The sequence below is a fragment of the Curtobacterium sp. VKM Ac-2865 genome (genome assembly GCF_015350905.1).
Taxonomy (GTDB): Bacteria; Actinomycetota; Actinomycetes; order Actinomycetales; family Microbacteriaceae; genus Curtobacterium.
On record NZ_JADKRZ010000001.1, the window covers coordinates 638,366 to 653,239 of the forward strand.

A 14,874-nucleotide genomic window follows, 5' to 3' on the forward strand; every position below is an offset into this window, starting at 1 on the left:
CCGCACGAGCGAGTGTGGCGTATCGGTCACACCCGGCCGGCGAACCGGTACCGGAAGCCGTCACCGGTGTTGGCCGTGACCACGACGTCGTAGTACCCCCACTCGTCCACGGGCCACTCCACGATCTCGCGCCGCCGGCCGGCGACGTACGTCGTCGAGCGGTGGGTGACGAAGTCGTTCCCCACGATGTCGAACCGCACCTCGGCACCGCCGGCGTTCTCGAGCACCACGCGGAGCTTCCGGTGTGCCCCACCGGTCGTGGTGACCGCCGCATGCGGGAGTCCGACGTCCCTGCGGTGGCCGGGCACGACCGTCCCGGCGAACCGCCGGAGGAACCGGTCCGGTCCGTAGACGCTGACGTCGTACCGGCCGTCGGTCTGCGCGGTCTCCCACGTCCAGGACGCCGTGGCTCCGGGGGCGATGGTGTGCGGATCGGCGCGGAACGGCAGGGCGATGTTGGGGTAGACCAGGTGGTTGACGCCCTGGGTGCCGTCGTTGCCGAGTGTCAGGGTGACCACACCGGTCTGCCGGTCGACCACAGCGTCGGCGCGCTGCCGGTAGGGCAGCGCACGGCGCTTGACGGCGCCGGCGTCCTGGACGGGCATCTGCTGCGCACCGATCGCGGGCTGCGCGATGGGGGGCTTCGCGTTGTCGGCGTCCGCGGCGGCGACGAGCTCCTGCGTCTGGACGAGGCCGGGCACCACGTCGGGCCCGGGGATGCTCGTGTCGGGGTGGGCGAAGTCGAAGCAGCTCGTCAAGTCGCCGGACACGGTGCGGCGCCAGGCCGAGATGTTCGGTTCGGTGACGCCGGTGACCTGCTCGAGGAACCGGATGACCGAGGTGTGGTCGGCGACCTGCGAGTTGATCCAGCCGCCACGGCTCCAGGGCGACACGACGGTCATCGGCACGCGGGCGCCCATGCCGATGGGGAGTCCGTCGACGAACTCGTCCGGGGTCCCGGCCTCGGGGAACGGGGGCACGACGTGGTCGAAGTAGCCGTCGTTCTCGTCGTAGTTCACCAGCAGCACGGTGGAGGCCCAGGTCTCCGGGTTGCTGAACAGCGCCTGCACGACGGCGTTCGTGTAGTGCGCGCCGTAGTCGGGGCTCGCCGCGGGGTGCTCGCACCAGCCGTACGGCGCGATGACGTAGGACACCGTCGGCAGGGAGTTCGTCGCGCAGTCCTCACCGAACTGGCTGAGCAGGTGGGAGACGTCGAGGCCCTTGCCGGAGTTCGGCTTCCACCCGTCGTGCAGGCCGGCGTCGGCGGCCAGCTGCTTCCGTACCGGGTCCGTCGAGGCGAGGGCGTCGTGGTACTGCTGGAACAGCCAGAGCGGGTTGTCGCCGTAGTCGCCGACGTAGGGGTCGGCACCGCTGTCCCCGACCTCGTCGTTGGCGTAGGTCTTCCACGTCACGCCCGCTGCCTGCAGTCGTTCGCCGTAGGTGCTCCAGCGGTAGACGGGCTCGTAGTCGGCCGGGTTGTCGGTCGCCGGTCCGCCCAGGCCGCCCTGCGGGTTGATCGTGCCGGTCCACTGGTAGAGCCGGTTCGGTGTCGTCGGGCCGTTGAGGGAGCAGTGGTAGTCGTCGAGGATCGTGAAGGCGCTGGCCAGGGCGCGCTGGTACGGGATGTCCTCCTTGGTGAAGTACCCCATGGTCTGCGCGCTCTTCGCGTCGACCCACTGGTTCCAGGCGCCGTCGTTCCACGCGGTGTGCCCGCCGCCCCACGAGTGGTCGAGGCCACCGGCGTTCTGGGCGTTGTACTTCGTGGTGTCCAGGCGGAACGGGAGCATCGCGCCGCCGTCCGTGCGGGCTGCGGCCGGCTGGTGGAAGACGTTCTGTCCGCCGGGCAGCTCGAGGGCCTGCTTGTCGGAGAACCCGCGGACACCGGGCATCGTGCCGTGGTAGTGGTCGAACGACCGGTTCTCCTGCATGAGGACCACGACGTGCTTGACGTCCTTGATCGACCCGGTCCGGCGAGCCGCGACGGTCGCTGCCGAGGCGGCGTCCGCTCCGCGACCGAAGGCCGAGCCGGCCGCGACACCGGCCATGATCGACGCGGCTCCGCCGAGGAGCAGTGCGCGTCGGCTGAGTCCTGGTCGGACCGGACTCGGGTACGTCGCGTCCGGGGTGAGCGGGGGCGCAGCGGTCAGGTGGACGTCGGGTGCTCCGTGCTCGGGCTTCGAGGTGCTCACCGGGTGCCTTCCTGGTGGGTGCTGGGGGTGGGATCGAGGACGAGGTCGGTGCTGCCGGCGGTGGGTGCACCCATGACGGCACGGCGGCGGAGGACGAACAGGGCCACACCGAGCGCGAGGAGGCAGAGGGCGAGCGCGGCCGCCGTCAGGACCGCGACGGGGCCGGTGAACGCCAGCAGCCCGGTGGGGTCGGACGTCCGGGCGCCGGTCGGGTCCGTCTGCACGCCGGTGCCAGCGGGAGCGCCGTTCCCTGCGGCCGCCGCGCTGCCTGCTGCGCCGCCGGTCGTGCCGCCGTCTCCGCCCGCGTGTCCGGCGCCCCCGGCACCGTGCCCTCCGGCACCGGCCCCCGACGTCGTGAGCACGAGGGTCGCCGCGACCGCCGCGTGGTCAGACGTCCACGCGTTCGCGCGGGAGCCCTGCACGGGGAACCCGTCGACGGCGGTGTGCGCCTCGGTGACCCGCACCGGCCCACCGACGTCGACCGCGTCGACCCGGCCGATCGTGGCCGGTGCCGGGGCGGCGGCAGCGCGTGCGGGCTCCGCGCCGGCTGCCTGTCCGGAGAACACCGCTGTGGTGCTGCCGGGGTCCTGTGCGACCGAGGGGTTCGCCGTGCGGAACGCGTCGGTCAACCCGGCACGAGCGAGTACCGTCGTCACGGGCCAGGCGACCGGACCCGCTCCGCAGGTGTCGGTCGACGCGGTCCAGTCGAGGTGTGACGGGGACCGCACGGCGCCGAGCAGGAGCACGCGCTCACCGGCAGCGACCTGCCGTCGGACGGCTGCGGCGATGGCCGCCGCCTGCCGGTACGTCTCGGTGGCGCGCTCGGCCGTGACGGTGGCCGTCGCGCCGACCGTGCACACCTGGGCGGGATCGACGGGGTTCGTGGCGAGCCCGGCGTTCCAGACGGACACCGACCGCCCGCGCACGCTGATGGTCGAGGCGATCGCCCTGACGCCGGCCGGCACGCCGGTCCTCGGGGTGACGTCGTAGGGGCTCAGCGTGGCGAGGCCGTCGCTGGTCTCCTGCACGTGCCAGCCCACCACGGCAGCGAGGGCGGCGCCCTCCGTGCCACCGGTGTCCTGCAGTGCGAGGAGGTCGATGCGGTCGTGGAGCACCGACCGGGCGAGTTTCTCGACGGCGTCGTCGACGTGCGAGCCGCCGGCCCATGCCTCGAGCGTCTCGGCCGTGAGCGTCGGCGCCGTCCCCGGTCGGGCGATCGGGAGCTCGACGACCACCACACCCGTCACCCCGTCGGCGTCCGTCGCGGTCACCGTCACCAGGGCCGGGTGCGCCGGCACCGCGCCCGGGGCCGTCCCGGTGACCAGGCCGTCGGGCGACACGTGCGCCCACGCGGGGCCGGCGGTCAGGGCGAACCGGACCGCACTCGTCGGCGCTCCCCCGTCGGTGGCGCGCCAGAGCCCGGCGACCGACCGGTGCAGGGCGGCACCCGCCGTGGTCACCGGTTCGACGACGTCGTCCGTGACGAAGTGGGGCGTCGTGGGGGCCGAGGAACCGACGGTCGGCGGCTTCGGTGCGAGCGCGAAGGTGACCGGCGGCGCGAGTCGCTGGTACCCGTCGTGGTACAGCAGCACCGCGGTGAGCGTCGTGCCGGCGGGCAGCCCTGCCGTCGCCAGGTCCGCGGTGCCGGAGGCCGTGGCCGGGACGTACGTCCAGACCGTTGACGCGCCGTGCGAGACGCCGTCCGAGGGCACCGTCGCGGGGTCGGTGTAGACGCCGATCCAGTTCGTCGCGTCCGGTGTGGCGGTCGCGAAGGTGAACCGGACCGTGTCACCGACGTGCGCGCCGGTGGTGTCGAGGTGGAGCGAGCCACCGTCGGTCGGGACGGCCGCGGCTGCTGTGGCCGCGCCTCCCGGCATGAGGACGGCACCGGCGAGAGCGGCCAGGGCGGCGAGGCCCAGGAGACGACGTGAGAAGCGCACCCGAGCATGACAGCGGCGGCCCTTGAATCGGGACTGGACCATCCGTTGCGGATCGGTGAACGACGCCGAGCGACTTCGCCGGACCTGTCCAGGTCCGCTGTCACCGGTTCGTCGTGATCGCTTCCCCTGCTGGTCGTTCCACGGGCGCCACCTGGACAGCTCTGGAGCCGACGATCGCTCGGTGCGCGCTCACTACCAGCTCATCGCGGCCGACGTCGCCGACCGGATCCTGCGGGCCGAGTTCGACCCGGAGGCTCCCCTGCCGTCCGAACACGTGCTCGCCGCGGAGTACGGCGTCGCGCGCGGCACCGTCCGGCACGCCCTCACGCGGCTCCGCCAGCAGGGGGTGGTGGACGCCCGCCCCGGCTCACGGTGGCGCGTCCGTTCGGCGGAGCAGAGCCAGGACCCCGGCCGCCTCGACTCGTTCGCGCAGTGGGCTCGTGCACGAGGACTCGAGCCAGGCGGCCAGGTGGTGGCGACGGACGAGCTCCTCGCGACCGTGGTCGAACGCCGGCGACTCCGGATGGAGCCGGGCGAACAGGTCCTGCACGTCACCAGGCTCCGGTCGTTGGACGGCCGGGACGTCATGGTCGAACGGACCACGTACCCCGCGTGGATGGCAGCGGTCATCCGCTCGATGCCCGACTGGCAGTCGTCGGTCGCCGCGGCGATGGAGGACCGGTTCGGCGTGGTCATCGCCACCGCGGAGAGCACGATCGACGCGGTCGCTGCGTCGGCCCCGGACGCGGCGCTCCTCGGGGTGCCCGAGGGCTCGCCGGTGCTGCGGGTGCAGCGCCTGAGCCTGGACGCCGAGGGTCGCCCGGTCGAGCTCGGGGACGACCGCTACGTCGGTGGGAGCGTCGCGTTCCTCGTCCGGTCCGGCGACGACCAGGGTTGCGCGGCTTGTTCTACATAGGTAGGTTCAACGCATGGACCCGATCAGACGCGTGACCGCTCCCACGCTCGAGGTGCTCGATGCACTGCTCGCGAGCGACGGACCGACCTGGGGGCTGCTCGTCATCAAGGCGACCGGACGACCGGCCGGCACCGTGTACCCGATCCTCGAGCGCCTGGAGCGCCAGGGGTGGACGCGTTCCACGTGGGAGGACGACACCGACCGCTCCGGTCCGCGGCGTCGGCTCCACGAGTTCACGGCCGAGGGTGCCGTGGCTGCGCGCGAACTGGTGCAGGCCCGCGGCGATGCAGCCCGTGCTGCGGCACGCGCTGCCGGGACCGCCCGCCCGACCCACCGGCCGGTGGCCCAGTGAGCGCGCTCGACCGACTGCTCGTCTCCGCTGCCGTCGCCGCCTCTCCGCTGGAACAGCGCGCCGCCCGGCACGAGCAGTGGCTCGCCGACGTCCGCGACGCCCACGAACTCGACCTCTCGCCGACCGCCCTCGCGTTCGGCGCACTCACCACGGCGCTCTTCCACCGACGCGCCGGCCACCGATCCACCTGGGGGAACACCATGACCACGATGCCCGGCACCGTCCGCAGCACACCGCACACGATCCCGACGATCCCGGTCCTCCTGACCCTGGCCGTCGTGTCCTTCCTTGCCGGCAGCGTGGGACTCGGGCTCGTGCAGCGCTACAACGGGATCGCAGGCAGCCTCCCGGTGTTCCTGCTGATCTCGATCGTCCTCACCGTGGTGCCCGGGCTCGCCGTGGCCGCGAGTGTCCTCCTCGTCACCGGGGCGCCGATCCGCCGCCGGGCGGTGGGTGCACTGGTCGTCCTGGCCGTGACCGCCCTGTGGTGGTCGGTCCAGACCGGGTTCTTCAACCCGCCGGTCTATCCCGCACTGTCCCTGGGGATCATCACGGGCGCCTGGCTCGCCGTCTGGCTCGTCGTCCTCCGTCGCCCGGGCTGGACCTGGTCACTGCTGCTCCTGCCGGTCCTGGCCTCGGTCCTCGTGTTCCCGCTGTCGAACGGCGTGTACGAGACCCAGCTCGCCTACTCACTCAAGGCTGCGGTCTCGTCCGCGACCGCGCTCGTGCCCTTCCTCGCCGCGCTGCTGGCCGCGACGATCGCCGGCCGGCTGTCCAAGGGGACGCCCACCGGCTTCGCGCAGCACCCGGAGGCGCTGGCGGCCACCAGCGCCTGATCAGGACGGCTCGATCGCGAGTTCAGCCACCTCGACGACAGCGTCGTGCGGCATGTCGGGGTAGTAGTTCTCCCGGAGCTGGTGCGCGAAGAGCTCCATGTCGGTTCCCGGCGGCTGATGCGCCTGTTCGGCGGTGAGGGTGTCGAGCCGGTACTGGTGGACCGCCGTGACGGTGCCGGCCACCGGTCCAGCCGTCGGGTGGCCCTCGAAGACGAACGTCGCGGGGCCCATTGTCACGGACTCGTTCCACCGCACGGTGGTGACCTTCTCGCCGCTGAGGACCGCGTCGTGGTGCTTCTGGTGGAAGTGGATGGTGTCCGGAGGAGTGTCGACCATGTGACCATCGTGCCGGACGCCGGTCCGGCTGACGATCGCGTGCAACGATCACCGTGTGGCCACACTCGTCAGCGGGAACCCCGGTTCGGGGAAGTCGACCTTGACCGCGCTCCTGCGGAACCAGGGCATCCGCGCGCTCGATTCCGACGAGGTACTCGGCCTGGCCGCCTGGATGGACGCGTCGGGCGAGGTCGTCGGTGACGGTTCCCTCGAGCCCACGCCCGAGCTGCTGGCGACGTGCTTCTGGGGGTGGTCCGGCCCACGGGTCGCGCAGGTCATCGACGAACTGGGCGCCGACGGGGTGCTCCTCGGCATCGCCGTCAACCAGTGGGACTTCATCCACCTGTTCGACCGCCTGGTCCTGCTCGAACTCGACGCCCCGACGCAACGTGATCGGGTCGCTTCCCGCGATCCGCTCTTCCGGCAGCAGATCGCCGTCGGCCTCCCGGTGATGCAGGCGCAGATGCTCGACCACGGAGCGCAGACCGTCGATGCGACGCAGACCGCGGAACACGTCGCTCGCGACGTCCTCGCCCTCCTCCGCAGCGCCCGAGGAACTGGGTCGCTGGACTGACGCCGGTCCGCCTCGGCTCCCAGCCCCGCTGCTGACTGCGGTCGACGGGCCGACCAGAGGCGGACTGGAGGCTCGTCACCAGCTGGCCCCGAGCCTCCAGTCCGCCAGGTGGTCACCGCGCGCCGTGCGGTACCGGACCTCGGCGGAACGCGTCGACGGCCAGCACGGCAAAGCGCCGTGCCGCTGCGTCACGATCGGCGGCGTCGATGGTGGCCAGAGCTCGTCCCGCGAGCAGGACGAGCACCAGGTCCTGGATGACGAAGTCCTGCCGCAACCGGCCCTGGGCCCTCGCGCGCTGCGCGAGGTGCGCGAGGTGCGCCAGGAGACTGCGGCGGTGCTCCGCGATCGCGGTCCCCGGCCGGTCCGTGGCCATGAACGCGTCGACGAACCCGCGGTTCGCTGCGTTCATGACGGTCAGCCGTTCCACGACCGAGACGAACCCGCTCCACGGGTCCGGATCGGCGACGCCGTCGAGGACGATCGCTCGGCAGACCCCGAGTTCGACGGCGAAGGCCTCGTCCACGAGCGCCTGGCGGGTCGGGAACCGGCGGTAGAGGGTGGCTGGTCCGACCCCTGCTCGGCGGGCCACTTCACGCATCCCCACGTCGAGGCCATGCTCGGCGAACAGCTCCCGCGCCGCAGCGAGCACGCGGTCGCGGTTCTCCCGCGCGTCGGAACGGAGGTTCTGAGGCAGATCCATGGTCGTGGTCCTCACTTCGCGAAAGCGGACGCCCCCGTCCGCTACCGTCCCGAGCGTACCCCGACCAGATGACGAGCAGGAGATGCCATGCGTGCGACCACGATCCAGCAGTTCGGTGACCCGGACGGGATGGTCATGACCGACCTACCGGAGCCCGTTCCGGCCGCCGGTCAGGTCCTCATCCAGACGGAGGCCGTCGGCGTGGGCGGGGTCGACGCCGTCATCCGCCGCGGCACGCTCGGCTCCGGCTGGCCGGTGGGGATGATCCCGGGCAGCGAGGTCGCCGGGACCGTCGTCGGCGTCGGTCCGGGGAGCGACAGCGGGCTCGTCGGCCGTCGGGTCTGGGCGTTCACCGGCACCGACGGCGCGTACGCCGAGCAGGCCGTGGCCCGGGTCGGCGACGTCGTGGCGCTCCCGGACGGGCTCTCCTCGATCGACGCCGTCACGCTCGGGAGCGCGGCTCCGGTCGCGCACTTCGCCCTCGCACAGGCCCACACTGCGCAAGGCGACTCCGTGTTGATCCGCGGTGCGGCAGGCAGCATCGGGATCGCGGCCGTCGAGCTCGCACATCGGCTCGGCGCAGGGTCGATCGCCGTCACGACGTCGTCCGAGGATCGCGGCCGACGACTCCGAGCCCTCGGAGCCACGGTCGTCCTCGACCGTGCCGGCAGGGGGTCGGACGCTGCGCCAGCGTCCTTCGACGTGGTCATCGACATCGTGGGCGGAGCAGCGGTCCCGGACTTCATCGACCGCCTCGCACCGAACGGCCGGATGGTCCTCGTCGGCGCGGTCGGTGGCTTCCCGCCGAGTGACTTCGGGATGCGCCTGATGCGGTCGTTCCAGCAGTCACGCTCGATCGGGACGTTCAGCCTCGACTCGATCCCACCGGTCGAACGGGACCGGGTCCGCGCCGGACAGTTCGACGCGGCAGCCGGGGGCGACCTGCACGCGGTCGTCCACGACGTCATGCCGCTCGACCAGGCAGCGGAGGCGCATCGACGCATGGACGCTGGTGAGGTCTTCGGACGCATCGTCCTGGTTCCCTGACCCGAGCCGCAACGTCGCGCGGCTCACGCTGCCATCCGCCGGATCCACTACGTTCGAGGTGACGCACATCGTGCGCTCGCAGGCGCCGGAACGACCGGCCGGTGCCTTCGATCTCGTCACGGCCACGTCTGCCGTGGGAACCAGGGGACACGGCAATGAACACCAGTGCTGAACGATCAGGATGGGCACGCTTCTGGGACCACGGGCGGTGGTGGAAGGCACTCGTCCTCGCCGTCGGCTACCTCGCGATCTACGAGCCGGCTTCCCTGCTCATGGCACCGTTCGTGCCCTACATCGGCGACGCAGACTCGACCAGCTACGTGCTCGTGCTCATCGCCGTCCCGGTCCTCATCGGCGGCATCGTCCTGATCGGGTTCGGGGCAACCGTCGGATGGCTGCGGAGCACCTTCGAGCGACAGCCGATCCGTGGCCGAGGGTGGATGTGGATCGCGATCGTGGTCGTGCTGCTGTTCAACGTGCTGCGGTTCGCGAGCATCGACTACTCCGCTGCAGGACTCGACTGGGTCGCCGCGTGGCTGCTCGCCGGACTCGTCATCGGCTTCTCGGAGGAACTCCTCACCCGCGGCTACGTCGTCCGCATCATGCGGTCCTCGGGGCACTCCGAGGTCGCCGTCGGCCTGGTCTCGGCGGCACTGTTCGCCCTCCTGCACGGGAGCAACCTCTTCACGGGTCAGGCGCTGGGACCCACGCTGCTCCAGATGGTCTACACGTTCTTCTTCGGCTTCTGCATGTACCTCGCGTTGCGGGTGACGCGCACGATCATCGCGCCGATCCTGCTGCACGCCAGCACCGACCCGAGCATCTTCATGCAGGGCACCCATCCGGTGACCGGCGGCCTCGCCTCCCTCGCCCAGCTCGGCAACGTCGCCGTGGTCCTGGTCGGGGTCGTTCTCCTCGTCGTCTTCCTCGTCTCGGAACGACGCGTGCAGTAGCTCGTCGGGTCGTCGGCGTACTGCCCGGAGCGAGGGATCTGCTCGTACCCAGACCGCTCGTAGCGGCCGCCGGTCCCGACCGGTGTCGACGAGGCGGACTGGAGGCTCGGTGTCAGTTGGTCCCGAGCCTCACGCTGCCCTGGTCGGGACCGACCTACCAACGGCGGGTCTGTCGCGACCGGTGGCACTGGTCAGTTCGTGGCCATGGTGGGGAGGATCGCCGCATCGTCGTCCTCCTTGCCGGCATGCAGTCGCTGGACGAGGGTGCGGAGGATCGTCGCCGTCACGAGCCGGTCGGCGATGCCGCGAGCGACGAGACCGGCCCGGGTCCGCGGGTAGGCGAACCGGACGAGCGCCTTCGGAGTGCGCCCGACCCGGTCGGCCAGGGGTCGCATCCGGCGTTCGTAGGCGACGAGGGCGCTCGTCGGGTCGTCGTTCGCGTCGTCCGTCAGCGCGGCCGCGAGTGTGTAGCCGCCGATGAGCGCGAGGGAGGCTCCGCCGCCGCCCATCAGGGTCACGCACCAGGCGGCGTCGCCGACGAGGACCACCCGGCCGCGGTGCCACTGGTCCACCCGGATCTGCGTGAGCTGGTCGAAGTAGAGGTCGTCCGCGTGCTCGAAGGCGTCGAGGACACGCTGCGCCTGCCAGCCGACGTCGGCGTACCGACTCCGGACGCGTGCCAGCGCCTCTTGACGGTCGACTCCGAGGAGGTCCTCGCCGGGGGCGTAGGCGAGGATCGCGCGGGTGGTGCCGTGGTTGTCGGGGCGCAGGTGGACCGAGCGCCCGCCGACGGCGTTGTACCAGCGCCAGGTCTGGTCGTCCGTGTCGGTGCGCGGGATCGTCCCGACCGCCATCGTGATGTCGAGGTCCCGGCGGTGGATGGTCTCCGCGGGGAAGAGCCGGTCGCGCGTCCTCGACCGGGCGCCCTCGGCGACGACGAGGAACTCCGCGTCGAGGTGTCGTCCCGTGGTGGTGACGACCTCCACCCGGTCATCGTGGTGTCGAACTTCGGCGACGGTGTCCCCGTACACGAGCTCGACGTCGGGGACGGCGTCGAGGATGATCTTCGCGAGGTCGCCGCGGAGCACCTCCAGCTCAGCGGTGGCTCCCTCTGGTCCGTCCGACGGGAGCGTCGCGCGCACCGTGCCGTCGGTGTTCACGACGACCGTCCCGGTCTCGGTGGTGTTGGCCGCCCGCACTGCGTCCAGGAGTCCCATCCGCTGCAGGACCTCCCGTGCGAGCCCGCGGACGTCGACGTTCTGTCCACCGTCCCGGAACTGCGGGGCACGCTCGAGGACGGTCACGTGCCATCCAGCGCGGTGCAGCCAGAACGCGGTCGACAAGCCGGCGATGCTCGCCCCCGACACGATCGCGCGACGCTGTTCTCCTGGTCGTGCCATGGTCCTGCTCCTCTGATGCGTCACTCAGCAAACCGAATGGTCATGCTTTTTGCGACGTTAGCAGATCAGCTAGGCTGTTTGTGTGCCTCGTCTCAAGGAATCCACGCGACTGGAGCGACGCCGGCGGATCGCGGCGGCCGCGATGCAGTGCTTCGCGGCCAACGGCATCAGCGGGACGTCCATGGCGGACATCATCCGAGCCTCCGGGCTGTCGTCCGGTGCCATCTACTCGCACTTCGACAGCAAGGCGGAGCTGCTCCGCCACGTGATGGCGACGATGCTCGAGGACCGCTTCACGGCGGTGGCGGCGGAACCGGACGGGTCGGCGACGACCGTCACCCCGGAGGCGCTCCTGGCCCGCCTGCTCGCCGGCCCTTCGGCGAACCCGGCGCAGACGAGCGTCCTGGTGCAGGTGTGGGGCGAGATGTCCAGGGACGCGGACCTCGTGCTCGTCGCCGAGGACAACGTCGCCCACCTCCGCGTGCTGCTCGTCCGGACGCTGACGCCGTGGGCGACGCAGCACGCCGACGCTGACCAGGTCGAGGCGCTCACGGCTCGGACCGCGGACTGGCTGATCGCGGTCACGTTCGGCTTCGCCACCGTGCTCGCGCTGCAGTCAACCGGCGAGCCGGAGGGGTTCCACGGCAACCTGCTGCAGGCCGCTCGTGCGATCGGCGACCAGGAACAGCGTTCGTGATCCTCGCCGGACGGCGGCGGGACGTCAGGGGGTGAGCACCGCGATCGACAGGCCACGCAGCTGCTCCGCCCGCGTCAGCGCTGCACTGGGGTCGTCGATGCCGACGGTGGCGACCTCCAGCGCACTGAGGTCGATGACGCCCGCCTGGACCTGACGCCAGACCCGGAACGCTGTCTCCTCCGAGCACATCCACGACCCGCGGAGGGTGATCCGGCGGCGCATCAGCTGGTCGTACGGGACGGGGAGGGACTGGCGGACTCCCCCGAGCAGGACCATCGTGCCGTCGGTACGGACCGTGTCGAACCCCGCCATCGTGAGGTCGGAGGTCGGCGTCGGACCGAGTGCGTCGATCACGACGTCCGCCTCCCCGTCGAGCGCCGTGCTGATCGCCGCCGCGTCACCAGCGCGACCACCCACGGACCGGACGGCGCGCACCCGACGGTCCAGGGCCTCCAGGCGGTCGAGGCTGGCGGCGTCACGCCCGACCGCGACCACTCGTGCCGCGCCGCGCGCGAGTGCCAGGAGGACCGCCGCGCCGCCCATCTGCCCGCTCGCGCCGAGCACGATGACCCGGTCCCCCGCGGCCATCCCGCTGCGTTCCACCGCGCCGGCCGCGACGCTCAGCCACGGCAGGAACGCGAGCTTCGTGGGGTCCGCGTAGGCGTCGGCACCGGGCAGTGCCAGGACCGCCGACCCGGGCATCAAGGTGCGCTCGGCGAAGGTGCCCGTCCGCCACACCCGCCGCATCCGGTCCGTGGTCGCCGTCGTGACCCCACGACCGCCGATCCCGGTCCAGCCGAGCAGCACCTCCTCGGGTTCGGCGACCCGGCCGCTCCGCAGGAAGCCGGTGCACAGCGCCGTCTCACCGACGCGGACCGTCGTGACGTCGTCCGCGACCTCCTCCACGATCCCGATGCCGCCGATGCCGAGCACCGTCGGTGTCGCGATCCCACCGCGCCCGCCCTCGACGAGCACGCGCGTGTAGGCCGGTACCTGCACCGCGAGCATCCGCAGCACCACGCCGCCGCTCCGGACCAGGGGGTCGGGCACCTCCTCGAGCGTGAGTGCCGAGCCGAGGTCGTCGAGTGTCCATGCCTGCATGTCGACAGTCTCCGGCGCGGCCGGGGCAGCATCCAGAGCCGCCGCATACTGGTACCCAGACCACCAGGGAGGAACCGGCGTGAGCGACGTCAGCGAGCAGCAGCGCCGGGAACTCGGCGCGTTCCTGCGGGCGCGACGCGAACGCACACCCCCGGAGGACGTGGGGATGTCGGGCTCGCCCCGGCGACGCACACCGGGCCTCCGTCGCGAGGAACTGGCGATGCGCGCCGGGATCAGCCCCACCTGGTACACGTTCCTGGAACAGGGCCGCGACGTCCGCCCGTCACACCAGGTGCTCGACGCGATCGCCCGGGCCCTCGGACTCCGCGACGCCGAGCAGGCCCACCTGTTCGCGATCGCCGGGCACGCGCCCGTCGACGACACGCGCGCGGATCGACCACTGGACCCGGAGGTCGCGCGGATCGTCGACCACCTCGACCCTGACCCGGCGTACGTGACCGGGGAGACCTTCGACCTGCTCGCGTGGAACAGCGCGGCGGCCGAGCTGTTCCGCGGCGCCCTGACCGACCACGAACACCCGAACCTGGTCCGGTGGGTGTTCCTCTCCCCTGACGCCCGCGACGTGCTGCCCGACTGGACCGACGTGGCACAGAGCCTGCTCGCTCGGGTGCGCACGCGCGCCGGACGACAGCTGGCTCGCGCGTCGTTCGCGGAGCTCGAGGCCGAACTGCGGAGCGCCAGCCCGGAGGCCGACCAGTGGTGGCCGCGGTACGACATCGGGACCGAGGGGGCCGGCATCAAGCGCGTGCGTCTCGTCGACGGGGAGGAACAGCGTCTGGCGTTCACGTCGTTCGACGTCGCAGAGCACCCAGGGCAGACCATGACCGTGTACCGACGGCTCTGACACCCGCCGGCTCGGTACGGTGGAGGCGTGACCGCCCGTCGTCCTCTCAGCCCGCTGTTCTGGGCCCTCGCACAGGTCGGGTCGCGTGTCCGCGCCGGGTCTCCGCGCGGCCTCCCGGAACCGAGTACACCGCTGCCCGCCCCGACGGACCTGCAGATCCCGACGCGGTACGGCTCCGTCCGTGCGGTGGTGCAACGTCCCGCCGTCGACACGGCTGACGCTCCGGTCGTGCTCCAGCTGCACGGCGGCGGGTTCGTCAACCGGTACCCCGAACAGGACCTCCACATCGCCCGAGCGATGGCCGACCGGCTCGGTGCCGTCGTGGTGCTGCCCGACTACGACACCGGACCGCGTGTGCAGTACCCGGTCGCCGAGGAAGAGGCCCATGACGTCGCCCGGTGGCTCCGTGACGCGGAAGGTGCCGGGTGGTCCGGTGACCGGCTCCTGCTCAGCGGCGTCAGCGCCGGCGCGAAGCTCGCGATCAACGTCTGCCAACAGCTGCACGCCGGGTCGTCACCGGCTCCCGTGGCCGTCGCACTCGTCGTCCCGGTGACCGACGTCACGCGCACGGACCGGACGTCGGACATCCGTCGCCCCGCGATCAGTCCGTTCGTGCAGCGCTTCTCCGGGTGGGCGTACTTCCCGGACACCGTCCGTCAGCAGGAGCCGCTCGCGTCGCCGTCCCGCGACAGCGCGCTGCCCGAGGCGATGCCGCCGACACTCGTGCTGACCGGGGGCGACGACACGCTCGCGCCCGAGGGGGCCGAGCTCGTCGCGCAGCTCCGGAACGGGGGCGTCCACACGGAGCACCACGTCTTCGTCGGGTCAGACCACGACTTCGTCGCGGGCCGCGACCGTGCGGTCATCGTGGAGACACTCGACCGGCTCACCGACTTCTTCGCCGCACAGCTCGCGCACCCGGGCCCCAACCCGCGGAGCGCCCGGTAGTCGACCGACCACGGGGCGGA

Annotated in this window: 15 protein-coding genes; 9 read left to right on the top strand and 6 right to left on the bottom strand. The window is 72.0% G+C overall.

Features of this window, described 5'->3' with window-relative positions; all coding sequences use genetic code 11:
- Positions 1–26: 26 nt before the first annotated feature.
- Both ITJ54_RS03025 and ITJ54_RS03030 read right to left on the bottom strand, forming a co-directional pair.
- Complete coding sequence (locus tag ITJ54_RS03025) at positions 27–2,189, bottom strand: phosphocholine-specific phospholipase C (protein WP_194625808.1); 2,163 nt, start codon at positions 2,187–2,189, stop codon at positions 27–29.
- A complete protein-coding gene (locus ITJ54_RS03030) occupies positions 2,186–4,129 on the bottom strand; it encodes a hypothetical protein (protein WP_194625809.1) in 1,944 nt (647 codons plus the stop codon). The genes ITJ54_RS03025 and ITJ54_RS03030 overlap by 4 nt, the downstream gene beginning before the upstream one ends.
- A gap of 181 nt (positions 4,130–4,310) precedes the next feature.
- Between ITJ54_RS03030 and ITJ54_RS03035 the strand changes: the two genes are divergently transcribed.
- The 3 genes from ITJ54_RS03035 to ITJ54_RS03045 are packed head-to-tail and all read left to right on the top strand — an operon-like array spanning position 4,311 to position 6,233.
- Complete coding sequence (locus ITJ54_RS03035; protein WP_194625810.1) at positions 4,311–5,045, top strand: GntR family transcriptional regulator; 735 nt, start codon at positions 4,311–4,313, stop codon at positions 5,043–5,045.
- Positions 5,046–5,058: 13 nt separating this feature from the next.
- Positions 5,059–5,397, top strand: a complete 339-nt coding sequence (locus ITJ54_RS03040; RefSeq protein ID WP_194625811.1) for a PadR family transcriptional regulator — start codon at positions 5,059–5,061, stop codon at positions 5,395–5,397.
- Positions 5,394–6,233, top strand: a complete 840-nt coding sequence (locus ITJ54_RS03045) for a hypothetical protein (protein ID WP_194625812.1) — start codon at positions 5,394–5,396, stop codon at positions 6,231–6,233. The genes ITJ54_RS03040 and ITJ54_RS03045 overlap by 4 nt, the downstream gene beginning before the upstream one ends.
- Here ITJ54_RS03045 and ITJ54_RS03050 read toward each other — a convergent pair whose 3' ends face one another.
- Complete coding sequence (locus ITJ54_RS03050) at positions 6,234–6,569, bottom strand: ASCH domain-containing protein (protein WP_194625813.1); 336 nt, start codon at positions 6,567–6,569, stop codon at positions 6,234–6,236. It lies immediately after the preceding gene.
- 55 nt (positions 6,570–6,624) lie between these two features.
- Between ITJ54_RS03050 and ITJ54_RS03055 the strand changes: the two genes are divergently transcribed.
- Complete coding sequence (locus ITJ54_RS03055; RefSeq protein ID WP_194625814.1) at positions 6,625–7,143, top strand: hypothetical protein; 519 nt, start codon at positions 6,625–6,627, stop codon at positions 7,141–7,143.
- Between the two features lie 112 nt (positions 7,144–7,255).
- On the opposite strand, the gene ITJ54_RS03060 is transcribed toward ITJ54_RS03055, so the two are convergent.
- Entirely contained in the window at positions 7,256–7,843 is a 588-nt protein-coding gene (locus ITJ54_RS03060) for a TetR/AcrR family transcriptional regulator (protein ID WP_228508168.1), read from the bottom strand.
- An 87-nt stretch (positions 7,844–7,930) separates the two neighbouring features.
- Between ITJ54_RS03060 and ITJ54_RS03065 the strand changes: the two genes are divergently transcribed.
- Together ITJ54_RS03065 and ITJ54_RS03070 are read left to right on the top strand one after the other, a co-directional pair.
- Positions 7,931–8,890 (top strand): zinc-binding dehydrogenase, encoded by a 960-nt coding sequence (locus ITJ54_RS03065; protein WP_194625815.1) that lies wholly within the window; start codon positions 7,931–7,933, stop codon positions 8,888–8,890.
- Between the two features lie 155 nt (positions 8,891–9,045).
- A complete protein-coding gene (locus ITJ54_RS03070; RefSeq protein ID WP_194625816.1) occupies positions 9,046–9,843 on the top strand; it encodes a CPBP family intramembrane glutamic endopeptidase in 798 nt (265 codons plus the stop codon).
- A 191-nt stretch (positions 9,844–10,034) separates the two neighbouring features.
- Here the strand turns inward: ITJ54_RS03070 and ITJ54_RS03075 are convergent, their stop codons facing one another.
- Entirely contained in the window at positions 10,035–11,243 is a 1,209-nt protein-coding gene (locus tag ITJ54_RS03075) for an FAD-dependent monooxygenase (RefSeq protein ID WP_194625817.1), read from the bottom strand.
- Positions 11,244–11,325: 82 nt separating this feature from the next.
- Here ITJ54_RS03075 and ITJ54_RS03080 point away from each other — a divergent pair, with 82 nt between their 5' ends.
- Complete coding sequence (locus ITJ54_RS03080; RefSeq protein WP_194625818.1) at positions 11,326–11,940, top strand: TetR/AcrR family transcriptional regulator; 615 nt, start codon at positions 11,326–11,328, stop codon at positions 11,938–11,940.
- Positions 11,941–11,964: 24 nt separating this feature from the next.
- Here ITJ54_RS03080 and ITJ54_RS03085 read toward each other — a convergent pair whose 3' ends face one another.
- Positions 11,965–13,041, bottom strand: a complete 1,077-nt coding sequence (locus tag ITJ54_RS03085) for a zinc-binding dehydrogenase (RefSeq protein ID WP_194625819.1) — start codon at positions 13,039–13,041, stop codon at positions 11,965–11,967.
- 79 nt (positions 13,042–13,120) lie between these two features.
- On the opposite strand from ITJ54_RS03085, the gene ITJ54_RS03090 reads away from it, so the two are divergent.
- Both ITJ54_RS03090 and ITJ54_RS03095 read left to right on the top strand, forming a co-directional pair.
- The gene (locus ITJ54_RS03090) at positions 13,121–13,906 is read left to right on the top strand and encodes a helix-turn-helix transcriptional regulator (protein ID WP_323741576.1); all 786 of its coding nucleotides are present in this window, start codon (positions 13,121–13,123) and stop codon (positions 13,904–13,906) included.
- A 27-nt stretch (positions 13,907–13,933) separates the two neighbouring features.
- Positions 13,934–14,854 (top strand): alpha/beta hydrolase, encoded by a 921-nt coding sequence (locus ITJ54_RS03095; RefSeq protein WP_194625821.1) that lies wholly within the window; start codon positions 13,934–13,936, stop codon positions 14,852–14,854.
- The last annotated feature ends 20 nt before the right edge of the window (positions 14,855–14,874 follow it).

What these genes read in the sequence shown, in the direction of transcription:
- ITJ54_RS03040 (WP_194625811.1), top strand. Translation starts at nt 5,059, where the DNA reads ATGGACCCGATCAGACGCGTGACCGCTCCCACGCTCGAGGTGCTCGAT.
- ITJ54_RS03050 (WP_194625813.1), bottom strand. Translation starts at nt 6,569, where the DNA reads ATGGTCGACACTCCTCCGGACACCATCCACTTCCACCAGAAGCACCAC.
- ITJ54_RS03060 (WP_228508168.1), bottom strand. Translation starts at nt 7,843, where the DNA reads ATGGATCTGCCTCAGAACCTCCGTTCCGACGCGCGGGAGAACCGCGAC.
- ITJ54_RS03065 (WP_194625815.1), top strand. Translation starts at nt 7,931, where the DNA reads ATGCGTGCGACCACGATCCAGCAGTTCGGTGACCCGGACGGGATGGTC.
- ITJ54_RS03070 (WP_194625816.1), top strand. Translation starts at nt 9,046, where the DNA reads ATGAACACCAGTGCTGAACGATCAGGATGGGCACGCTTCTGGGACCAC.
- ITJ54_RS03075 (WP_194625817.1), bottom strand. Translation starts at nt 11,243, where the DNA reads ATGGCACGACCAGGAGAACAGCGTCGCGCGATCGTGTCGGGGGCGAGC.
- ITJ54_RS03085 (WP_194625819.1), bottom strand. Translation starts at nt 13,041, where the DNA reads ATGCAGGCATGGACACTCGACGACCTCGGCTCGGCACTCACGCTCGAG.